The sequence below is a fragment of the Citrobacter sp. CK199 genome (genome assembly GCF_030333285.1).
In the GTDB taxonomy this organism is placed as follows: domain Bacteria; phylum Pseudomonadota; class Gammaproteobacteria; order Enterobacterales; family Enterobacteriaceae; genus Citrobacter_B; species Citrobacter_B koseri.
Genome location: NZ_JAOWGF010000025.1, coordinates 319,783 through 342,168 on the forward strand (window position 1 = coordinate 319,783; position 22,386 = coordinate 342,168).

Below are 22,386 nucleotides of genomic sequence, written 5' to 3' on the forward strand. Positions count from 1 at the left end.
TAAAGCGGATACCCAGCGGCCGCTTCATCATCTATATTTAAGAAATTGATTTCTCATTGTCTGAATGCCAGGGCTATCGTGAGTTATCAGAAATAGTTTTAACCCTACATTTTGCAAAAGTATTTTTAGTCAAAATGATTTATCCGGTGTCTTGCGGAAAATGCAAAACTGGATATTGGTTTATAATCGAGATAAGCTAAAAAAAGGACCCGGTTTACCGGCTAAAAAGGAAAAAATGAAAGCACCTCCAGTCGTATCAGAAATGACATCTTTCTTCGTTCTTTCTTACAGGATGCCGGATTACACCCATGCAGCGGGGCTGGCACAATGATTGTTTCACTGGATAACTTTTATCATTCTCACCTTTATTTTGTTCCTGCCCGAACCGAGAAAGAGAAACTCGTCGGTCTGGAGATTGTTGCAAACTTTGTCACTGAAGACGGTAATGTCCGTATGCCGACGGAGCTGGTCATGCCGCGCCTGTCAGCAGAAGAACAGCGTTGTCTGTTCGAAGAAAAACTCGCATTGCTGGAAACGTGCCAACATTTTTTTATTCAACATAAACTTATTGCCTGGATTAATTTAACGCCAGCCGTCGTCGCATCATTATTATCAGACGGCGAGTTTGTATCCCATGTAAGGCGCTTTCCATTTTTGGAACTGATGATTAATGAGAATTATCCTGAATTAAGTCTTGGGAAAGAGAATCAAATTCTGGCTGAGTTAGCCGGACGATTTCCCCTCATCCTTGCCAATTTCGGCGCTGGCGATACATCGATAAAAGCGATCTTTGATGGTCTCTTCAAACGCGTCGCGCTGGATAAAAACTTTGTCCAGCAAAGATCCGCAAGTCTTTCTTTTGAACCCTTTATGCAGGCTATTATTTCGCAGATATCACCGTGCTGTGATTCGATAATGATTGCGGGTATTGATACTGAAGAGATGCTGGCGCGGATATCATCAATGGGATTTAGCGCGCTGCAAGGATGTTTATGGCCTGCCGTGCCAGCGAGCCAGGTTACGACGCTGGTTCAGGGATAACCTTTTTATTTGCTGGTGTTTAAGCGGGTATTAACCGTCTACACTACAGGCAGGAGGCCCTATGACCCTGTCTTTTACATCCCGCTGGCGTGACGAACTGCCAGCCACATATACAGCACTTTCTCCAACTCCTCTGAGTCATGCCCGCCTGATTTGGCATAACGATGCGCTGGCGCAGCAGCTGGCGATACCACCTTCGTTGTTTGATATGGAAAACGGCGCAGGCGTGTGGGGCGGCGAGTCATTACTGCCCGGCATGTCGCCTCTGGCTCAGGTTTATAGCGGCCATCAGTTTGGCGTCTGGGCCGGCCAGCTCGGTGATGGACGCGGTATTCTGTTAGGCGAACAACTGCTGGCGGACGGCAGTACGCTTGACTGGCACCTGAAAGGCGCCGGACTAACGCCATACTCCCGCATGGGCGACGGGCGAGCAGTGCTGCGCTCAACGATCCGTGAAAGTCTGGCCAGCGAGGCGATGCACTATCTTGGCATCCCCACAACGCGGGCGCTGTCTATCGTCACCAGCGACACGCCTGTTTACAGGGAAACGGTTGAATCCGGCGCGATGCTCATGCGTCTGGCGCAAAGCCATATGCGTTTCGGTCATTTCGAACATTTTTACTATCGGCGTGAGCCGGATAAAGTCCGTCAGCTGGCCGATTTTGCGATTCGCCATTACTGGCCGCAATTTCAGGCGGAAGAGGACAAGTATGCGCTCTGGTTCCGGGACGTAGTGGCGCGCACGGCGAGGTTGATTGCTGACTGGCAAACGGTAGGTTTTGCGCATGGCGTGATGAACACCGATAACATGTCTGTACTGGGGCTGACGATAGATTATGGTCCTTTCGGTTTCCTGGATGATTATCAGCCAGGGTTTATCTGTAACCACTCCGATCACCAGGGGCGCTATAGCTTCGATAATCAACCGGCTGTCGGATTGTGGAATCTGCAACGCCTGGCGCAAACCCTGTCGCCGTTTATGCCGGTCGATACGCTGAATGATGCGCTGGATGGCTATCAGCTGGCGTTGCTCACGCACTACGGGCAGCGCATGCGGCAAAAACTGGGCTTCTTTACCGAACAAAAAGAGGACAACGCGCTTCTCAACGAGCTTTTCGCCCTGATGGCACGCGAAGGCAGCGATTATAGCCGAACGTTCCGTATGTTGAGTCAGACTGAGCAACAGAGCGCGGCATCGCCGCTGCGTGACGAATTTATCGATCGCGCGGCCTTTGACGGGTGGTTCAGCCGTTACCGGGCGCGTTTACAGCAGGAGCAGGTGGATGATGCAACGCGTCAACAGCACATGCAGCGCGTGAATCCTGCGGTGGTGCTGCGCAACTGGCTGGCGCAACGCGCGATAGCCAGCGCTGAGCAGGGGGATATGGGCGAATTACATCAACTGCATCAGGTTCTGCGCGACCCCTTTACCGACAGAGATGACGATTATGTCAACCGTCCGCCGGACTGGGGTAAACGGCTGGAAGTCAGTTGCTCAAGCTGATTGCTACTTGGTCAACAGCAACTTACCTGCCTGCGTCTTGCGCAGCAGGTATTCCTGGCCGTCATGATCGATGATGACTTTGCCTTCAGGGCCTAACAATGTCTGGCTGCTGATACGCCGCTCGGCAGCAGGGGAAGGGGGCACGCTGTCTCTTTCCTTAAAATGAAGTAACTCAATGTCGTCCATAAGTGGCATATCGATAATTAATAATAATCAGTTTAACAATGATTATTATTATCAATATTGTGTATGGCGACAGCAAGTGTTAATTCTGGTAGCAAATCAGGCGAGTGGGGAATGCGTGGAGGGGAAAGAAGCGCGCCCATCCCCGCGAGGATGGGCATGATGTCAAAAACGGCTATCAACCGCTGAGGCAAGTTTTTCTAACAGTAATTCAGTATCTTCCCAGTTCAGGCAAGGGTCGGTAATGGACTGACCGTACACCAGCGGCTGACCACTGACGATTTTCTGCGTACCTTCACGCAGGAAACTTTCGGCCATGATCCCGGCAATTGCGGTAGAACCGTTACGGATTTGCTGGCAGATATCATCACAAACTTCTAACTGGCGGCGATGCTGCTTCTGGCAGTTACCGTGGCTGAAGTCCACCACCAGGTGTTCCGGCAGACCAAACTCATGCAGCGTATCGCAGGCGGCAGCGATGTCTTCCGCGTGGTAATTCGGTTTTTTACCGCCGCGCATGATGATATGGCCGTACGGGTTCCCGCTGGTCTGATAAATCGTCATCTGGCCAGTTTTATCCGGCGAGAGGAACATATGGCTGGCGCGCGACGCGCGAATCGCATCAACGGCGATGCGCGTGTTGCCATCGGTCCCGTTTTTAAACCCAACCGGGCAGGAGAGCGCGGAAGCCATTTCACGGTGAATCTGGCTTTCCGTCGTGCGCGCGCCAATGGCGCCCCAACTGATCAAATCGGCAATAAACTGGCCGGTGACCATGTCGAGAAATTCGGTGGCGGTGGGGACTCCCAGCTCATTGACCTGCAACAGCAGCTTGCGCGCCAGTTCGAGGCCATGATTTACGCGGTAACTGCCATTTAAATCGGGATCGGAGATGAGGCCTTTCCAGCCCACAACCGTGCGCGGTTTTTCAAAATAGGTGCGCATAACGATTTCCAGACGCGCCTGATGCGTGTTGCGCAACGTTTGCAAGCGCGTTGCGTATTCCATCGCAGCGTCCAGATCGTGAATCGAGCAGGGGCCGATTATCACCAGCAGGCGGCGATCTTCACCATTTAATATTTTTTCAATCCGGCGTCGGGAGTCAGTAACGTGGCTGGCGACGGAGGATGATACAGGATGACGTAGCGCTAGCTCAGCAGGGGTGACCAGGCTGTCAATACGCGCGGTACGCAGTTCGTCGGTTCTGTTCATTACAAGTCTCAGAAATTTGTTGCTTCAACGGCAGGACTACCGGGAAGTGATGGGCATCACAATAACACACTTCAACCTTCACCTGCTGATTTCAAATGCGAGGCGTTTCACACCTCGCAAGCAGAGCGGCATGATAGCAAAAAATTGAACTCTTGCACTAGTTTGTTAGTACATTCGACGATTCAGCCCCATGATGTCGAGAATCTTGGTGGCAATTTCTTCTACCGAATAGTTAGTACTGTTCAGGCAAGGGATCTGATTTTTACGATAGAGCGCTTCAACTTCCGCAACCTCCATCCGGCACTGGCGTAGCGATGCGTAGCGGCTGTTTTCACGGCGTTCCTCGCGGATTGCCGCCAGACGTTCCGGGTCAATGGTCAGGCCAAAAAGCTTATGCTGTAGCGGTTTAAGCGACGTGGGCAACACCAGGTTATCCATATCGTCAGCAATAAAGGGGTAGTTCGCCGCCCGGATGCCAAATTGCATCGCCAGATAGAGGCTGGTCGGCGTTTTTCCGCAGCGTGAAACCCCCAGCAGGATCACCTGCGCCTGATCCAGATTGCGCAAGGAGATCCCATCGTCGTGCGCAAGGGTATAGTCGATTGCCGCGATACGCGCGTCATACTTGTTGAGGTTCCCGGGGTTAAGCCCGTGGGTGCGATGCGCGATTGGCGTTGGGTCGAGCTTCATTTCCTGCTGTAGCGGCGCCACCAGCGCCTGCACGATGTCCTGACAGAACCCTTCGCTTTGTAAGATGATGGCGCGAATTTCCGGCAGAACAATCGAATAGAACACCAGCGGACGCACGCCAGTTTGCTGATAAATCGCGTCGATCTGATCTTTCACGGCCCTGGCGCGACTCTCGTTTTCAACGAACGGCAGCGTAATGCTGCTGATGGTCACAGGGAATTGCGACATCACCGCATGACCCAAAACCTCGGCGGTGATGGCCGTACCATCGGAAATATAAAAAACATGGCGATCAACAACATTATCCATTTTGTTTATCCTGAGGAGCAAACATAATTATCTGAAAGCATAAATTAAAATTTGCCAGAAGCGTATATCACAGTGCTTATTTTATAAAATGAAACGCTATTTTTATATTAAGTGAAAAGTGCATTTCATTTTTCGGAACTTATGTTTATACCGACAGTTTTTGGGGAGATCGCCCGTCGCCCGCGGGTTTGCGCAAATGCGTAAACAATCTGAAAAAATAAAAAATAAATCTGCTTGAACGATTCACCGTTTTTTTCAGGGGTTTAAATATGTAAAGATAAATACGCAATAATGTAGTTTCTAAACTCGTTCATTTATCACAAAAGGATTGTTCGATGTCCAACAATGGCTCGTCACCGCTGGTGCTTTGGTATAACCAACTCGGCATGAATGATGTAGACAGAGTTGGGGGCAAAAATGCCTCCCTGGGTGAAATGATTACTAACCTTTCCGGTATGGGTGTTTCCGTACCGAATGGTTTTGCAACGACCGCCGATGCGTTTAACCAGTTTCTGGATCAAAGCGGCGTAAACCAGCGTATTTATGAACTGCTGGATCAAACGGATATTGACGATGTCACCGCGCTGGCGAAGGCCGGCGCGCAGATCCGCCAGTGGATTATCGACACTCCTTTCCAGCCAGAGCTGGAAAACGCTATTCGCGATGCCTATGCACAGCTCTCTGCGGATGATGCGCAGGCGTCTTTCGCCGTGCGCTCGTCCGCAACGGCTGAAGATATGCCGGATGCCTCTTTCGCCGGCCAGCAGGAAACCTTCCTCAACGTGCAGGGTTTCGATGCGGTGCTGGTGGCGGTGAAACATGTTTTTGCCTCGCTGTTTAATGACCGCGCTATCTCTTATCGCGTTCACCAGGGGTATGACCATCGTGGCGTCGCGCTCTCCGCTGGCGTACAGCGGATGGTGCGCTCCGACCTGGCTTCGTCCGGGGTTATGTTCTCTATTGATACCGAGTCCGGTTTCGATCAGGTGGTGTTTATCACTTCAGCCTGGGGTCTGGGCGAGATGGTAGTGCAGGGCGCAGTCAACCCGGATGAATTCTACGTGCATAAACCGACGCTGGCGGCGAATCGCCCGGCGATCGTTCGTCGCACGATGGGGTCGAAAAAAATCCGAATGGTTTACGCGCCAACCCAGGAGCACGGCAAGCAGGTCAAAATTGAAGATGTGCCGCAGGAACAGCGCGACATCTTCTCGCTGACCAACGAAGAAGTGCAGGAACTGGCGAAACAGGCCGTACAGATTGAGAAACACTACGGTCGTCCGATGGATATCGAATGGGCGAAAGACGGCCATACCGGCAAACTGTTTATTGTACAGGCTCGCCCGGAAACCGTCCGTTCTCGTGGTCAGGTAATGGAGCGCTACACGCTGCATGCGCAGGGGAAAGTGGTCGCGGAAGGCCGCGCCATCGGACATCGCATTGGCGCAGGGGCGGTTAAAGTCATCCACGACATTAGCGAAATGAACCGTATCCAGCCTGGCGACGTGCTGGTGACTGACATGACCGACCCGGACTGGGAACCGATCATGAAGAAAGCGGCGGCCATCGTGACCAACCGTGGCGGTCGTACCTGCCACGCGGCCATTATTGCCCGTGAGCTGGGGATTCCGGCGGTTGTCGGCTGCGGCGACGCGACGGAACGCATGAAGGATGATGAAAACGTCACCGTTTCTTGCGCCGAAGGCGATACCGGCTATGTCTACGCAGACCTGCTCGACTTCAGCGTCAAAAGTTCAAGCGTGGACACCATGCCCGATCTGCCGTTGAAAGTCATGATGAACGTCGGTAACCCGGATCGCGCCTTTGACTTCGCCTGCCTGCCGAATGAAGGTGTTGGCCTGGCGCGTCTCGAATTTATTATCAACCGAATGATTGGCGTGCATCCTCGCGCACTGCTGGAATTTGATGACCAGGATGCGAAACTGCAAAACGAAATCCGCGAGATGATGAAAGGCTTCGATTCACCGCGTGAGTTCTATGTCGGTCGTCTGACAGAGGGCATTGCGACGCTGGGCGCGGCATTTTATCCGAAACGCGTTATCGTGCGCCTGTCGGATTTCAAATCGAACGAATACGCCAACCTGGTGGGCGGCGAGCGTTACGAACCCGATGAAGAGAACCCGATGCTGGGCTTCCGTGGCGCTGGTCGCTATGTCTCTGACAGCTTCCGTGATTGCTTCGCGCTGGAATGTGAAGCGGTGAAACGCGTGCGCAACGATATGGGACTGACCAACGTGGAGATCATGATCCCGTTCGTACGTACCGTTGAGCAGGCGAAAGCGGTAGTTGACGAGCTGGCGCGTCAGGGGCTGAAGCGGGGTGAGAACGGGCTGAAGATCATCATGATGTGTGAAATTCCGTCCAATGCCCTGCTGGCTGAACAATTCCTGGAGCACTTTGACGGCTTCTCGATTGGTTCTAACGACATGACGCAGCTGGCGCTGGGTCTGGATCGCGACTCCGGCGTGGTTTCTGAACTGTTCGATGAGCGCAACGAGGCGGTGAAAGCGCTGCTGTCGATGGCGATCCGCGCGGCGAAGAAACAAGGCAAGTATGTCGGCATCTGTGGTCAGGGGCCGTCCGATCACGAAGACTTCGCCGCCTGGCTGATGGAGGAGGGAATCGACAGCCTGTCGCTGAACCCGGACACCGTCGTACAGACCTGGTTGAGTCTGGCTGAACTGAAAAAATAAGCGTCAGCGCTGATCCTAATCTGCAACGGCTCCCGTAAAAAGGAGCCGTTTTTTTTGCGATGCGCGCTATCCCGCCCGACGTCATGCGTGGGCATATCAGAATTGTTGGCGGTGGAGAAAAGGGGTGTGAGGGCAGGCACTTAAAAAAAGGCCCATCGTGGGAGATGGGCAAAGACTACACACAGCAATTCGTTGTTTCACTCAGGGGATTTCCATGCTTATAAATCAAGGCGTTGATTTATAACCGTGCCCTAATAGTAGGCGTGGAGATTTTTTGCGTCGATCAGATTCGTCCCAATAGTTTAAAAACTATGAAGAATTTGCGACGTAAATGAATTACGTAAGGAGGATTACGCCATAAGGCAGGTTGGTCAGGATGCTAATTGATGAGCAATGCTAAAGTATCGGCCGACCGAATGCGTCGATCGGCCGATGGGGTTTATTTATGGCTGTCCTCAATCTCCCCCAGTTCTTCGAGGAGTTCGTCAGGGTCGTTTCCCGGCGCGGGCACTTCATGCACCCATGCGGAGAACAGACGCCAGGAAACCGCCAGCAATACCGGACCGATAAACAGACCGATCATTCCAAAGGCAATCAGCCCGCCGATAACGCCAGAGAGAATCAGGATCAGCGGCAGGTCAGCGCCCATACGAATCAATACCGGGCGAATCACGTTATCCAGCGTACCGACCACGCAGCTCCACACCAGCAGCACCGTGCCCCAGGTCGTATCGCCCGTCCAGTACAGCCAAATGATTGCCGGGATTAACACCGGTAACGGCCCCAGTTGCACCAGGCAGGAGAGGATCATGACGACCGTCAGCAGCGTTGCGTAAGGCACGCCGGAAATGGCGAGGCCAATCCCGCCGAGAATTGCCTGAACCAGCGCGGTGACAACCACACCCAATGCAACGGCGCGGATGGCCTGGGCCGCCAGCAGCACGGCGGCATCGCCGCGTTTCGCGGCCAGACGACTGGCAAAGTGGCGGATGCCCAATGCCACCTGTTCGCCGCGCCAGTACAGCAGGGCGCTGAACAGCAGCATCAGACCACAGTGCATCATAAAGCGACCGATATGCGCGGCCTGACCCACAAACCAGGTCGTGGTGGTGCCAATATAAGGACGCACTTTCGCCATGATTGCCGTACCGCCCATATCCAGCAGGTTATGCCACCCGGCATACAATTTGGCGCCAATCAGCGGAATACTGTTTAACCAGGCCAGGTCGGGCAACGTCATGTCGCCGGCGGTGACGGCGTGGATGAGCGGGCCGCTACCGTCCACGATGCTGTTGACCAGCAGGGCGATGGGAATAATGAACAGCAGAACCAACAACAGCGTCATAACCAGAACGGCCAGAGAACGGCGGCCCCAGAGTATTTTCTGTAAACGTAACAAAACGGGCCAGGTCGCAATAACGATCGTACCCGCCCATGCAAAACCAAGGACAAAGGGACGCACAATCCACAAGCAGGCCACGATCATGATGGCTAAAAACAGCACCGACAGCAGCACTTGCGCGATATCCCTGGGCTGACGAAGATTTACCATAAATACCTTTTCACCTTTTCTGTGCGTCAGAACGTTGACGCGACGCGAACACGCGAACCTTACCCCATAATGATGAGCAATTTCAGCGGTTTTTAACAGGCGGATTCTGCCTGTAATTCTGCTGGGCGTGTAAGAAAAAAATGTGATACAACAAACAGAGCAACACGCAAACGATTAAATTCACAATACAGACCGCAGGAAAGGGTCACTATAATGATTCCACAGATTTCTCAGGCACCTGGCGTCGTTCAACTGGTGCTCAATTTTTTGCAGGCGCTGGAGCAGCAAGGGTTTACCGGCGATACGGCAACGAATTACGCCGATCGTCTGACAATGTCGACAGATAACAGTATCTATCAGCTTCTTCCTGATGCTGTGGTTTTCCCGCGTTCAACGGCGGATGTGGCGCTTATCGCCCGTCTGGCGGCAGAGTCGCGCTTCGCCTCATTGATTTTTACCCCGCGCGGCGGCGGCACCGGCACCAATGGTCAGGCGCTGAACCAGGGCATTATCGTTGATATGTCCCGCTATATGAGCCGCATTATTGAAATTAACCCGGAAGAGGGCTGGGTGCGGGTCGAAGCCGGGGTGATCAAAGATCAACTCAATCAGTATCTGAAGCCGTATGGCTATTTCTTTGCCCCGGAGCTTTCGACCAGCAACCGTGCGACCCTCGGGGGGATGATCAATACCGATGCGTCCGGTCAGGGGTCGTTAGTTTACGGTAAAACATCCGATCATGTGCTGGGCGTTCGCGCGGTACTGCTGGGTGGCGATATTCTGGATACCCAGGCAATGCCGGTCGAACTTGCGGAAACGCTCGGTAAAAGCAACACCGCGATCGGTCGCATCTATAACACCGTATACCAGCGTTGTCGGGAAAACCGACAGCTGATTATTGATAAGTTTCCCAGACTCAACCGCTTCTTAACGGGCTACGACTTACGCCATGTCTTTAACGATGAGATGACGGAGTTCGACTTAACGCGCGTGCTGACCGGTTCTGAAGGCACGCTGGCGTTTATCACGGAAGCGCGTCTGGATATTACTCCGCTGCCTAAAGTTCGCCGTCTGGTGAACGTCAAATATGACTCTTTTGATTCCGCGTTGCGTAACGCGCCCTTTATGGTCGAGGCGCGGGCGCTCTCGGTGGAAACCGTCGATTCTAAAGTGCTTAATCTGGCGCGGGAGGACATCGTCTGGCATTCCGTCAGTGAGCTGATTACCGATGTGCCTGATAAAGAGATGCTGGGCCTGAACATCGTCGAGTTCGCCGGGGATGACGAAGCGGCTATTGATGCTCAGGTGAGCGCGTTGTGCCAGCGTCTGGATGAGCTGATTGCTCGCCAGGAAGCCGGAGTGATCGGCTGGCAGCTGTGCGCGGAGCTGGCGGGCGTGGAGCGTATCTATGCCATGCGGAAAAAAGCGGTTGGTCTGTTGGGTAATGCCAAAGGCGCGGCCAAACCGATTCCATTTGCGGAAGATACCTGCGTGCCGCCGGAGCATCTGGCCGACTATATTGCTGAATTCCGCGCGTTGCTCGACGGTCATGGCTTAAGTTATGGCATGTTCGGGCATGTTGATGCCGGGGTGCTGCACGTCAGACCCGCTCTGGATATGTGCGATCCGCAACAGGAAATTCTGATGAAGAGTCTTTCCGATGATGTGGTGGCGCTCACCGCGAAATATGGCGGTCTGCTGTGGGGCGAGCACGGCAAAGGTTTTCGTGCTGAATATAGCCCGGCGTTTTTTGGCGAGCAGCTTTATGGCGAACTACGCAAAGTGAAGGCGGCGTTCGACCCGCAAAACCGCCTGAACCCCGGAAAAATTTGTCCGCCGGAAGGCATTGATGCGCCGATGATGAAGGTCGATGCGGTGAAACGCGGTACTTACGATCGGCAGATTCCACTGGCGGTGCGTCAGGTCTGGCGCGGGGCGATGGAGTGTAACGGCAATGGCCTGTGCTTCAACTTTGACGCCAAAAGTCCGATGTGCCCATCAATGAAAATCAGCCTGAATCGCATTCACTCTCCCAAAGGACGTGCGACGCTGGTGCGTGAATGGTTGCGCCTGCTGGCCGACCGTGGGGTTGATCCGCTACAGCTGGAAAAAGAGCTGCCGGAAAAACGCGCCAGTCTGCGGACGTTAATTGCCCGTACCCGCAACAGCTGGCACGCTCGTAAAGGCGAATATGATTTCTCCCATGAGGTGAAGGAGGCAATGTCGGGTTGCCTGGCGTGCAAAGCCTGCTCGACACAATGTCCGATTAAAATAGACGTGCCGGAGTTCCGCTCACGCTTCCTGGCGCTTTACCACACGCGCTACCTGCGTCCGCTGCGCGATCATATGGTGGCGACGGTCGAAAGCTATGCGCCATTAATGGCGCGGGCGCCGAAAACCTTTAACTTCTTTCTCAATCAGCCGTTGGTGCGAAACCTCGCGAAGAAACATATCGGCATGGTGGATTTGCCGCTACTTTCGACGCCGTCGCTGCAACAGCAAATGGTCGGGCACCGTTCCGCCAATATGACGCTGGAGCAGCTTGAACTCCTGAGTCAGGAGCAAAAAGAGCGTACGGTGCTGGTGGTGCAGGACCCGTTTACCAGTTACTACGATGCGCAGGTGGTGGCGGATTTTATCCGGCTGGTGGAAAAGCTCGGCATTCAGCCTGTATTGCTGCCGTTCTCGCCAAATGGCAAGGCCCAGCACATCAAAGGGTTCCTTAACCGATTTGCGAAGACGGCGAAGAAAACGGCCGAATTTCTCAATCGGGTGGCGCAGTTGCGTATCCCGATGGTCGGTGTCGACCCGGCGCTGGTGCTTTGCTATCGTGATGAATACAAACAAACCCTCGGCGAACAGCGTGGTGATTTCCACGTACAGCTGGTGAATGAGTGGCTGCCGACGGTGCTGGCGTCCCGACAGCCTCTTGCCGTGAGCGGTGAGCCCTGGTATTTCTTTGGGCATTGTACCGAAGTGACGGCATTGCCTGGCGCACCGGCGCAGTGGGCGGCCATTTTTGCGCGCTTAGGGGCGAAGCTGGAGAGCGTCAGCGTAGGCTGCTGCGGCATGGCGGGTACTTACGGCCATGAAGTGAAAAATCATGAAAATTCGCTGGGGATCTATGCGCTGTCGTGGCAACAGGCGATGGCGCGACTGCCGCGCAATCGCTGCCTGGCGACCGGCTATTCTTGCCGCAGCCAGGTAAAACGCGTTGAAGGCACCGGGGTTCGCCATCCGTTACAGGCACTACTGGAGATTATTGGATGATCTGGAAACGTAAAGTCACGCTCGAAGCGCTGAACGCTCTGGGCGAAGGGAACATGGTGGGGCTACTGGATATTCGCTTTGAGCATATTAGCGACGATACGCTGGAAGCAACAATGCCGGTGGATAGCCGTACAAAGCAACCTTTTGGTCTGCTACACGGCGGCGCGTCCGTTGTGCTGGCTGAAAGTATCGGCTCGGTTGCGGGCTATCTGTGCACGCAGGGCGAACAGAAAGTCGTGGGGCTGGAGGTGAATGCCAACCACGTTCGCTCAGCGCGTGAAGGGCGCGTTAGAGGGGTGTGCAAAGCGCTGCATACCGGCTCTCGTCATCAGGTCTGGCAGATCGATATTTTTGATGAGCAGGGACGGCTGTGCTGTTCTTCACGTCTGACAACTGCCGTTGTGTGACGTTGTCACAAAATATCTTTATCGCAAACTGCTTTTGGTCAAAATGTGTGCAGAAAAAAGTGTTATACTGTGCACGTTTTGAACATAAGCGAGGATGATATGTCTACCGATTTAGACCCAACCCAACTGGCAATTGAATTTTTACGCCGTGATAAAACCGAGCTTTCTCCAGCCCAGTATTTGAAGCGTTTAAAACAATTAGAGCTGGAATTTGCCGATTTACTCACGCTCTCTTCCTCTGAGCTAAAAGAAGAGATTTACTTTGCCTGGCGTCTGGGCGTTCATTGATTCCGCACTGTTTTATCGCTCGGTGAATTAACACCAACAGAAAACCCCGACACGCTCTGCCGGGGTTATTTTTTGGCTATGAGCGGCGGTTTACCACTTCATTTCACCGGTATTCACTTTCGCGCTCAGCGTCAGGGAACTTTCGTCAGCGAGGCCAGGCCAGGCGGCGGTCATCGTTTTGATGACATACTCTGACCCTTTTTTCGCCTCAAGCGCTTGCTCAAAGGATTGCAGGTAATCCTGCGTGAAGCGTATAGCGGCGTCGCCTGCTGGACGTTCACCGATATAGTGACCCGGAATCACCTGGGTCGGCTGCAAACTGTGCATCTCTGTCAACACATGACGCCAGGCCGCACGCTGCTCAGGAGACTGGGTATCCGCCGTCCAGACATGGATACCGGATGCGATTCCCGTTCCGCCAAGTATTGCACGGTTCGCCGGGACCCAGACGTAAGCGGCGTAATCGTTCGGGTGGCGCAGTTCCAGCGTTTCCCCATCAATCGTAAATTGTGTCTCGGTAGTTGCCTGCGGGATGGTGAGCGCCGCTGGCGCGCCATCTTTCATTTGCGGACCCCAGTATTGCAGTTTGGCGTCTTTCGTTGCGCGAATGTGTTCCACCACATGCGGCGTCGCCAGAACTTTCACGTTCGGGAAGGCTTTTACAATCGGTTCCAGACCAAAATAGAAATCTGGATCGCCGGAGGTAATCACGATGGCTTTCAGCGATTTGCCGCTCTTTTTAATCATCTCGACCAGCTTTTCCCCGTCTTTGGTACTGAACTGCGCGTCGAATAAAATGGCTTCTTTAGGGCCAGAGACCAGTGTGGAAGAGACCGGGAAAATCGCGTTTTCCTGCGGATTATAAACGTCGAGTTGCAGCGGGGCGGCGAACAATGGCGCGCTAGTCAGCGACAGCAGAAGTGCCAGCGTTTTGATTTTCATTCTGAGTGACCTTATCGGCAGATAATGTTGATTTATTTACGTGGCTTATTTTAAGCAAATCTCGATCTGTTAAAATTCCCCTATCAGGACATGCTGAGTTTCATAAAACGATCGGATGGAAGGTTATGGACAGAGTGATGGCGGCAACGGTGTTTAACCATATCTGCGATTTGGGTAGCCTGAGCGCGGCTGCGCGCGCATTAGGGATCTCCAGGCCGATGGTGAGCCGTTATCTGGATGAAATGGAGAAATGGGCCGGAGCCAGACTTATTCATCGTTCGTCGCGCCGCCTGACGATCACGCCTGCCGGAGAAGACGCGTTGATGAAAACGCGAACGCTGGCGCGGCTTTCCCTGGACATTGCGGGGGCGACCGGGCGAGAGGTGCCGTCCGGCACGTTGCGCGTCGCCTGCGCTCATTTCACCGCGATGCATATTCTTGCACCGATGCTGCCCGCTTTTTTAGCGCGTTATCCTGAATTGCGCATTGAAGTGGAGATTAATAATCAGCCTGTCAGTTTAGTGGGGGAGCGTATTGATGTGGCGATACGCATTACCGATAACCCTGAGCCAGGGACAATTGCGCGTCGGCTTGGTGACTGTGAGTCTGTGCTCTGCGCGTCTCCTGACTATCTGCATCGCTATGGCACACCGCAGACGCCGGAGGCGCTGGCGCAACACAATTGCCTCTATTACAGCGGATTTGCTGGAAAATCCTGGCATTTTCTGGATGAGCAGGGAGAACCGATCTCTGTTGCGATCAAGGGCAACCTGAGCGCCGGAATCTCTTCGCTTTTGTGTGAAGCGGCGCTGGCAGGGATGGGGATTGCGCTGGTGCCGGAAAAAGAGGCGCGAGAGGGGCTGGCGCAGGAGAAACTGGTTCGTTTGTTGCCCCATCTACAACCGCGGCAATTGGCCGTATACGGTTTATACCTTTCCCGTGAGCATCAGCCCGCTGCGCTACGCCTGTTCCTTGAGGCGGTGCAGGGCGCGATGCGCGACGGTGAAGCCTGTTCCTGACGCAGCATAAGGCGTATAAAAATTGTGCAGAAAGCAAGATCTGTTAAATACGCGATGCAAACTTATGAGAATATTCTTACACCCCTTCAAGAGCTAAGCCTGAAATGAGTGCCGGAGATAAGCGCCGGGTGGGGCAACGAACGATCGGTGTTATGCATACAACACCGATCGTTCGTTGTTAATTACTCCGTTCTTTCTGTTCTTTCTTTTTCACGTTAGTGGATTTGCTAATCCGACGACTGTTTGAGCTATTGTTTAGCACCGTCATCGTCCGCTTTTGACCCCCATTTTTATTGATAACCCTATCTCAAAAATAGGCATTTTCGATACATATTTAATTTTTTAACCTGCCGCGCTGTTTACTCTTCTTAAATGCTTTATCTATCAATGTATTGAATAAAATAATCCATCACTGATAACCCTCGAAACAGGGTCTATGCTTAGTAAAAGTGGTCAAAAAGGGCGGTTAACCCGAATGACCCTTCTGTCAGAGGGTTGAAGTGATAATCATTATCACTAACATGGTGTTATGCCCTGGTGGCTTATTACACGAGGTGGACCTATGGAATTGCATTCAGGAACATTTAATCCAGACGATTTTGCATGGCGTGGTCTGACGCTAACGCCTGAGGCGGCGGCGCATATTCGTGACCTGGTCGCGAAGCAACCCGGCATGCTTGGCGTGCGTTTAGGCGTGAAGCAGACGGGGTGCGCGGGATTTGGTTACGTGCTGGATACCGTCAGCGAGCCGGAAAAGGACGATCTGTTGTTTGAAACGGAGGGCGCGAGGTTGTACGTGCCGCTTCAGGCCATGCCGTTTATTGACGGGACAGAGGTCGATTATGTGCGCGAAGGATTAAACCAGTTATTTAAATTTCATAACCCGAAAGCCCAGAACGAATGCGGCTGTGGCGAAAGCTTCGGGGTATAGGCGGTACTATGTCTCGTAATACTGAAGCAACTGACGATGTCAAAACCTGGACCGGTGGTCCACTGAATTATAAAGAAGGCTTCTTCACCCAGTTACAGACTGACGAGCTGGCAAAAGGCATCAGCGAAGAGGTCGTGCGTGCGATTTCCGCCAAGAGAAATGAGCCGGAGTGGATGCTGGAGTTTCGCCTTAATGCGTACAAAGCCTGGCTTGAGATGGAAGAGCCGCACTGGCTGAAAGCGCACTACGATAAGCTGAATTATCAGGATTACAGTTATTACTCTGCGCCATCGTGCGGTAACTGCGATGAGACGTGTGCGTCAGAACCGGGTGCAGTACAGCAAACCGGTGCGAATGCGTTTCTCAGCAAAGAGGTGGAAGACGCCTTCGAACAGCTTGGCGTACCGGTACGTGAGGGTAAAGAGGTGGCGGTGGATGCCATTTTCGACTCCGTTTCCGTTGCCACTACCTACCGGGAAAAGCTGGCGGAACAGGGCATCATCTTCTGTTCGTTTGGCGAGGCGATTCACGATCACCCTGAGTTGGTGAAGAAATATCTGGGCACCGTGGTGCCGGGTAATGACAACTTTTTTGCTGCGCTGAACGCTGCGGTAGCGTCTGACGGCACCTTCATTTATGTGCCGAAAGGCGTTCGTTGCCCGATGGAGCTGTCGACCTATTTCCGAATCAACGCGGAAAAAACAGGGCAGTTCGAACGCACCATTCTGGTGGCGGATGAGGGCAGCTACGTCAGCTACATCGAAGGGTGTTCTGCGCCAGTGCGCGACAGCTACCAGCTGCACGCGGCGGTGGTAGAGGTGATCATCCACAAAGATGCCGAAGTAAAATATTCCACCGTGCAAAACTGGTTCCCCGGCGATAACAACACCGGCGGGATACTGAACTTCGTCACCAAGCGCGCGCTGTGCGAAGGTGAAAACAGCAAGATGTCGTGGACGCAGTCCGAAACGGGGTCGGCCATCACCTGGAAATACCCGAGCTGCATTCTGCGCGGCGATAACTCCATCGGTGAGTTTTACTCTGTGGCGCTGACCAGCGGTCATCAGCAGGCCGACACCGGCACCAAAATGATCCACATCGGTAAGAACACCAAATCGACCATTATTTCAAAAGGGATCTCCGCCGGGAATAGCCAGAACAGCTATCGCGGGCTGGTGAAGATCATGCCGACGGCAACCAACGCCCGTAACTTTACCCAGTGCGACTCAATGCTGATTGGCGCGGACTGCGGCGCGCACACCTTCCCGTATGTCGAGTGTCGTAATAACAGCGCCCAGCTTGAGCACGAGGCGACGACGTCGCGGATCGGTGAAGATCAGCTCTTTTACTGCCTGCAACGCGGCATCAGCGAAGAGGATGCCATCTCGATGATTGTTAATGGCTTCTGTAAAGACGTCTTCTCTGAACTGCCGCTGGAATTTGCCGTTGAAGCGCAAAAATTGCTGGCAATCAGCCTTGAACACAGCGTCGGTTAAGTATTAAGGAAAGCACATGTTAAGCATTAAAGATTTACAGGTCAGTGTGGAAGATAAAGCGATTCTGCGCGGTCTGGACCTCGACGTCAGACCCGGAGAAGTGCATGCCATTATGGGGCCGAACGGTTCCGGGAAGAGTACGCTTTCCGCGACGCTGGCGGGCCGTGAAGATTATGAAGTGGTTGGCGGCTCTGTCGAATTTAAAGGCAAAGATTTACTGGAACTGTCGCCAGAGGATCGGGCGGGCGAAGGCATCTTTATGGCGTTCCAGTATCCGGTAGAAATTCCTGGCGTCAGCAACCAGTTTTTCCTGCAAACAGCGCTGAATGCCGTGCGCAGCTATCGTGGTCAGGAGTCGCTGGATCGTTTTGATTTTCAGGATCTGATGGAAGAGAAAATCGCGCTTTTGAAGATGCCGGAAGATTTGTTGACCCGTTCGGTAAACGTGGGCTTCTCCGGTGGTGAGAAGAAACGTAACGATATTCTGCAAATGGCGGTGCTGGAGCCGGAACTGTGCATTCTTGATGAGTCTGACTCCGGGCTGGATATTGATGCGCTGAAAATTGTCGCGGAAGGCGTCAACTCGCTGCGTGACGGTAAACGTTCGTTCATTATCGTGACGCACTATCAGCGTATTCTGGACTACATCAAACCTGATTACGTCCACGTCCTGTATCAGGGGCGGATTGTGAAGTCCGGCGATTTCACTCTGGTCAAACAACTGGAGGAGCAAGGATATGGCTGGCTTACCGAACAGCAGTAACGCGCTGCAACAATGGCACCATCTGTTTGAGGCGCAGGGCGAATCCCGCTCGGCGCACGCGCAGCAGCATTTACAACAGATGCTGCGCCTGGGGCTGCCGACGCGTAAGCATGAAAACTGGAAATACACGCCGCTGGAAGGGTTGGTCAGTAGCCAGTTTGTCAGCCGTTTTGCCGAGGTTACTCAGGAACAGCGCGACGCGCTGGCGCTGGATATCGACGCTGTGCGTCTGGTGTTTGTTGACGGCCAGTTCAGCCCGCAGCTTAGCGACAGCGCTACAGCCAGCGGTTTCGACATTGCGATCAACGACGAACGTCAGACGCTGGCCACACCGGTTCAGCCGGAGGTTTTCCTGCATCTGACGGAAAGCCTGGCGCAGAGCGTGACGCACATCAGCGTTAAGCGCAACCAGCGGCCCTCTAAGCCGTTGCTGCTGATGCACATCACGCAGGGGCTGGAAGGCGATGAGGTCAACACTGCGCACTACCGTCACCACCTGGAACTGGCGGAAGGGGCAGAGGCGACGGTGATAGAGCACTATGTCAGCCTTAACGCGGCACGACACTTTACCGGGGCGCGTCTGACCATGAACGTGGCGGCGAATGCGCATCTGCACCACATCAAACTGGCGTTTGAAAACCCGGTGAGCCACCACTTTGCCCATAACGACATTCTGCTGGCGGCGGATGCAAGCGCGCACAGCCACAGTTTCCTGTTGGGCGATGCCGTGCTGCGACATAACACCAGCACCCAGTTAAACGGTGAAAACACCACGCTGCGGATTAACAGCCTGGCGATGCCGGTGAAAAACGAAGTGTGTGATACCCGTACGTGGCTGGAGCACAACAAGGGTTACTGCAACAGCCGCCAGTTGCATAAAACCATTGTCAGCGATAAAGGTCGGGCGGTATTCAATGGCTTGATCAACGTGGCGCAGCACGCCATTAAAACCGACGGACAAATGACCAATAACAATCTGCTGCTCGGTAAACTTGCCGAGGTGGACACCAAACCGCAGCTGGAGATTTACGCCGATGACGTGAAATGCAGCCACGGGGCGACGGTAGGACGGATTGATGACGAACAGATGTTCTACCTGCGTTCACGCGGGATTGGAGAGCAGGATGCCAGACAGATGATTCTCTACGCGTTTGCTGCTGAGTTGACGGAAGCCCTCGGCGATGACGCGCTTAAACAACAGGTGCTGGCGCGAATAGGGCTTCGCCTGCCGGGAGGCATAGCATGACATTTCCCATCGAAAAAGTGCGGGCTGATTTTCCCGTCCTGACGCGTGAAGTCAACGGGCTGCCGTTGGCGTATCTGGATAGCGCGGCCAGTGCGCAAAAGCCCAACCAGGTGATTGACGCTGAGGCGGAGTTTTACCGTCATGGCTATGCGGCGGTGCACCGGGGCATCCATACGCTGAGCGCGCAGGCCACCGAGAAGATGGAAAATGTGCGTAAACAGGCATCGCTGTTCATTAATGCCCGTTCAGCGGAAGAGCTGGTGTTCGTGCGCGGGACGACAGAGGGCATCAACCTTGTTGCCAACAGCTGGGGGCCGGAGAATGTTCGGGCTGGCGATAACATCATCATCAGCGAGATGGAGCACCACGCCAATATCGTCCCCTGGCAGATGCTGTGCGCGCGTACAGGGGCGGAACTGCGCGTCATTCCGCTCAATACGGACGGCACGTTGCAGCTGGATACGCTCCCGTCGCTGTTTGATGAGCGTACCCGACTGCTGGCTATCGCGCATGTGTCGAACGTGCTGGGAACGGAAAACCCGCTTCCTGAAATGATCGCGCTGGCGCATCAGTATGGCGCGAAAGTGCTGGTCGATGGCGCGCAGGCGGTAATGCACCATGCGGTGGATGTTCAGGCGCTGGATTGTGATTTTTACGTTTTCTCCGGGCATAAGCTGTATGGCCCCACCGGTATCGGCGTGCTGTATGTCCGGGAGGAACTGCTTCAGGATATGCCGCCGTGGGAAGGCGGCGGTTCGATGATTGCGACCGTTAGTCTGACGGAAGGGACGACCTGGACCAAAGCGCCCTGGCGTTTTGAGGCGGGGACGCCGAACACGGGCGGAATTATTGGCCTTGGCGCCGCCATTGAATACGTTTGCGCGTTAGGGCTGGCGGAAATCAGCGAATATGAACAAAACCTGATGCACTATGCGCTGGAACAGCTGGCGGACGTGCCGGAGTTGACGCTATATGGCCCGGCTAACCGGCTGGGGGTCATCGCCTTTAATCTGGGCAAACACCACGCCTATGACGTGGGCAGCTTCCTCGACAATTACGGTATCGCCGTGCGAACCGGCCATCACTGCGCAATGCCGCTGATGACGTATTACAACGTTCCCGCCATGTGCCGGGCGTCGATAGCAATGTATAACACCCATGAAGAAGTGGATCGTCTGGCAACCGGGCTAAAACGTATTCATCGCTTACTGGGATAACAGGGAGACGCTATGGCTGCGCTACCAGATAAAGAAAGATTGCTGCGTAATTTTCAGCGTTGCGCCAATTGGGAAGAAAAGTATCTGTACATTATTGAACTGGGGCAGCGTCTGGCGGAATTAAATGAGCAGGATCGTCACCCGGAAAATAGTATTCAGGGATGTCAGAGTCAGGTATGGATTGTTATGCGTCAGAACGCTGACGGCGTTATTGAATTGCAGGGCGACAGCGATGCAGCAATAGTAAAAGGGTTAATTGCCATCGTCTTCATTTTGTATCATCAGATGACGCCACAGGATATTGTGAATTTTGATGTGCGGCCGTGGTTTGAAAAAATGGCGCTGACACAACATCTCACGCCCTCCCGTTCACAAGGACTGGAAGCAATGATTCGCGCGATCCGCGCCAGAGCCGCAACTCTTAGCTAAACTGAAAAGACGTAGAACGCCAGATGGCGTACAGCTCTACGTGACTCGTAGGCCGGATAAGGCATTTAACCGCCATCCGGCAAAACGCCAGGGGGGTGGATATGAAACGTGCGTCTCTCATTGCAGTTACACTTTTCGGCGCTTACAGCGCATTTCAGGCGGCCTGGGCAGTGGATTACCCTTTGCCGCCAGCAAACAGTCGCCTTGTCGGGCAGAATCAAACCTATACCGTGCAAGCGGGGGATAAAAACTTACAGGCGATTGCCCGGCGTTTTGATACTGCCGCAATGCTGATCCTGGAGGCAAATAATACCATCGCGCCGGTCCCTAAACCGGGGACGCCGATTATCATTCCATCTCAACTGTTATTACCCGATGCGCCGCGTGAAGGCATTATTGTGAACCTGGCGGAGTTACGACTCTATTATTTCCCGCCGGGTGAAAATAGTGTTCAGGTTTACCCTATCGGTATTGGTTTAGAGGGGCTGGAAACGCCAGTAATGGCGACGCGCGTCGGGCAAAAAATCCCGAATCCGACCTGGACGCCGACGGCAGGTATCCGCAAACGCTCGCTTGAACGCGGCATTACGCTGCCGCCGGTGGTGCCCGCCGGGCCAAATAACCCGTTAGGACGCTTCGCCCTGCGCCTGGCATACGGCAACGGTGAGTATCTCATTCACGGCACCAATGCCCCGGACAGCGTCGGGTTACGCGTCAGTTCCGGCTGTATTCGGATGAACGCGCCAGACATTAAAGCTCTGTTTGCGCAGGTCAGAACGGGAACGCCGGTACGGGTGATTAACGAACCGGTGAAATTCGCCGTGGAACCAAATGGAATGCGTTACGTTGAAGTACATCGCCCGCTGTCGCCTGAAGAGGAGCAAAACGTACAGACGATGCCGTATGTGCTGCCAGCAGGCTTTACGCAGTTTAAGGCGACTCAGGAGGTGGATGAGCGTCTGGTGGAAAACGCGCTGTATCGCCGGGCGGGATATCCAGTTGCCGTTACATCAGGGCAGGCGCCGGTAGCTTCTGGTCGCTCTGTGGTGGAGTCCGCGCAAAACAGCCAACCCGGAAGCGGCGTTGAAACCCGGGCAACGCAGTAGCAGAGAAGGGAAAACACAGGCAAAAAAAATGGCGCACAATGTGCGCCATTTTTATTACACAGGTACT

At 53.8% G+C, this 22,386-nt stretch carries 19 protein-coding genes and 1 other RNA gene; 14 read left to right on the forward strand and 6 right to left on the reverse strand.

What is annotated here, in order from left to right; all coding sequences use genetic code 11:
• Window positions 1–327: 327 nt before the first annotated feature.
• Both OGX75_RS10475 and selO read left to right on the forward strand, forming a co-directional pair.
• Window positions 328–1,041: an EAL domain-containing protein gene (locus tag OGX75_RS10475; protein ID WP_012132600.1), complete on the forward strand. Its 714-nt coding sequence runs from the start codon at window positions 328–330 to the stop codon at window positions 1,039–1,041.
• A 61-nt stretch (window positions 1,042–1,102) separates the two neighbouring features.
• The gene (gene selO, locus OGX75_RS10480) at window positions 1,103–2,545 is read left to right on the forward strand and encodes a protein adenylyltransferase SelO (RefSeq protein ID WP_286451582.1); all 1,443 of its coding nucleotides are present in this window, start codon (window positions 1,103–1,105) and stop codon (window positions 2,543–2,545) included.
• A 3-nt stretch (window positions 2,546–2,548) separates the two neighbouring features.
• Here the strand turns inward: selO and hemP are convergent, their stop codons facing one another.
• From hemP to ppsR, 3 genes are all read right to left on the reverse strand, one after another.
• Window positions 2,549–2,740: a hemin uptake protein HemP gene (gene hemP / locus OGX75_RS10485; protein ID WP_012132598.1), complete on the reverse strand. Its 192-nt coding sequence runs from the start codon at window positions 2,738–2,740 to the stop codon at window positions 2,549–2,551.
• Window positions 2,741–2,893: 153 nt separating this feature from the next.
• Window positions 2,894–3,940 (reverse strand): 3-deoxy-7-phosphoheptulonate synthase AroH, encoded by a 1,047-nt coding sequence (gene aroH / locus OGX75_RS10490; protein ID WP_012132596.1) that lies wholly within the window; start codon window positions 3,938–3,940, stop codon window positions 2,894–2,896.
• 165 nt (window positions 3,941–4,105) lie between these two features.
• Window positions 4,106–4,939: a posphoenolpyruvate synthetase regulatory kinase/phosphorylase PpsR gene (gene ppsR, locus OGX75_RS10495; RefSeq protein WP_012132595.1), complete on the reverse strand. Its 834-nt coding sequence runs from the start codon at window positions 4,937–4,939 to the stop codon at window positions 4,106–4,108.
• A 335-nt stretch (window positions 4,940–5,274) separates the two neighbouring features.
• Between ppsR and ppsA the strand changes: the two genes are divergently transcribed.
• Window positions 5,275–7,653 (forward strand): phosphoenolpyruvate synthase, encoded by a 2,379-nt coding sequence (ppsA, locus tag OGX75_RS10500; RefSeq protein ID WP_012132593.1) that lies wholly within the window; start codon window positions 5,275–5,277, stop codon window positions 7,651–7,653.
• Between the two features lie 140 nt (window positions 7,654–7,793).
• Here ppsA and rprA read toward each other — a convergent pair.
• Window positions 7,794–7,901, reverse strand: an RNA gene (rprA, locus tag OGX75_RS10505) — antisense sRNA RprA.
• 191 nt (window positions 7,902–8,092) lie between these two features.
• On the reverse strand, window positions 8,093–9,205 hold the full coding sequence (ydiK, locus tag OGX75_RS10510) for an AI-2E family transporter YdiK (protein WP_047457341.1): 1,113 nt from the start codon (window positions 9,203–9,205) through the stop codon (window positions 8,093–8,095).
• A 213-nt stretch (window positions 9,206–9,418) separates the two neighbouring features.
• On the opposite strand from ydiK, the gene ydiJ reads away from it, so the two are divergent.
• The 3 genes from ydiJ to OGX75_RS10525 all read left to right on the forward strand — a co-directional run bounded on the left by ydiJ (window position 9,419) and on the right by OGX75_RS10525 (window position 13,170).
• The gene (gene ydiJ / locus OGX75_RS10515; RefSeq protein ID WP_114848539.1) at window positions 9,419–12,475 is read left to right on the forward strand and encodes a D-2-hydroxyglutarate dehydrogenase YdiJ; all 3,057 of its coding nucleotides are present in this window, start codon (window positions 9,419–9,421) and stop codon (window positions 12,473–12,475) included.
• Window positions 12,472–12,882 carry a 1,4-dihydroxy-2-naphthoyl-CoA hydrolase gene (menI, locus tag OGX75_RS10520; RefSeq protein WP_012132590.1) on the forward strand — a complete coding sequence of 137 codons (411 nt, stop codon included), beginning with the start codon at window positions 12,472–12,474 and terminating at the stop codon, window positions 12,880–12,882. Before ydiJ ends, menI begins: the two co-directional genes overlap by 4 nt.
• 99 nt (window positions 12,883–12,981) lie before the next feature.
• Entirely contained in the window at window positions 12,982–13,170 is a 189-nt protein-coding gene (locus tag OGX75_RS10525; RefSeq protein ID WP_024130379.1) for a YdiH family protein, read from the forward strand.
• Window positions 13,171–13,260: 90 nt separating this feature from the next.
• Here the strand turns inward: OGX75_RS10525 and OGX75_RS10530 are convergent, their stop codons facing one another.
• Complete coding sequence (locus OGX75_RS10530) at window positions 13,261–14,112, reverse strand: Vmh family MBL fold metallo-hydrolase (RefSeq protein WP_012132588.1); 852 nt, start codon at window positions 14,110–14,112, stop codon at window positions 13,261–13,263.
• A 125-nt stretch (window positions 14,113–14,237) separates the two neighbouring features.
• Here OGX75_RS10530 and OGX75_RS10535 point away from each other — a divergent pair, with 125 nt between their 5' ends.
• The 8 genes from OGX75_RS10535 (at window position 14,238) to ldtE (ending at window position 22,319) form a co-directional block, all read left to right on the forward strand.
• On the forward strand, window positions 14,238–15,131 hold the full coding sequence (locus OGX75_RS10535) for a LysR family transcriptional regulator (protein ID WP_012132587.1): 894 nt from the start codon (window positions 14,238–14,240) through the stop codon (window positions 15,129–15,131).
• A 562-nt stretch (window positions 15,132–15,693) separates the two neighbouring features.
• The gene (sufA, locus tag OGX75_RS10540; protein ID WP_012132586.1) at window positions 15,694–16,062 is read left to right on the forward strand and encodes a Fe-S cluster assembly scaffold SufA; all 369 of its coding nucleotides are present in this window, start codon (window positions 15,694–15,696) and stop codon (window positions 16,060–16,062) included.
• 8 nt (window positions 16,063–16,070) lie between these two features.
• Window positions 16,071–17,558: a Fe-S cluster assembly protein SufB gene (sufB, locus tag OGX75_RS10545; protein WP_012132585.1), complete on the forward strand. Its 1,488-nt coding sequence runs from the start codon at window positions 16,071–16,073 to the stop codon at window positions 17,556–17,558.
• Window positions 17,559–17,574: 16 nt separating this feature from the next.
• Complete coding sequence (sufC, locus tag OGX75_RS10550) at window positions 17,575–18,321, forward strand: Fe-S cluster assembly ATPase SufC (RefSeq protein WP_012132584.1); 747 nt, start codon at window positions 17,575–17,577, stop codon at window positions 18,319–18,321.
• Complete coding sequence (sufD, locus tag OGX75_RS10555; protein ID WP_115609351.1) at window positions 18,296–19,567, forward strand: Fe-S cluster assembly protein SufD; 1,272 nt, start codon at window positions 18,296–18,298, stop codon at window positions 19,565–19,567. Before sufC ends, sufD begins: the two co-directional genes overlap by 26 nt.
• A complete protein-coding gene (gene sufS / locus OGX75_RS10560; RefSeq protein WP_012132582.1) occupies window positions 19,564–20,784 on the forward strand; it encodes a cysteine desulfurase SufS in 1,221 nt (406 codons plus the stop codon). Before sufD ends, sufS begins: the two co-directional genes overlap by 4 nt.
• Before the next feature lie 12 nt (window positions 20,785–20,796).
• Window positions 20,797–21,213: a cysteine desulfuration protein SufE gene (gene sufE / locus OGX75_RS10565; RefSeq protein ID WP_058669049.1), complete on the forward strand. Its 417-nt coding sequence runs from the start codon at window positions 20,797–20,799 to the stop codon at window positions 21,211–21,213.
• A 101-nt stretch (window positions 21,214–21,314) separates the two neighbouring features.
• Entirely contained in the window at window positions 21,315–22,319 is a 1,005-nt protein-coding gene (gene ldtE / locus OGX75_RS10570; RefSeq protein WP_104868719.1) for a L,D-transpeptidase LdtE, read from the forward strand.
• Window positions 22,320–22,386 lie beyond the last annotated feature (67 nt).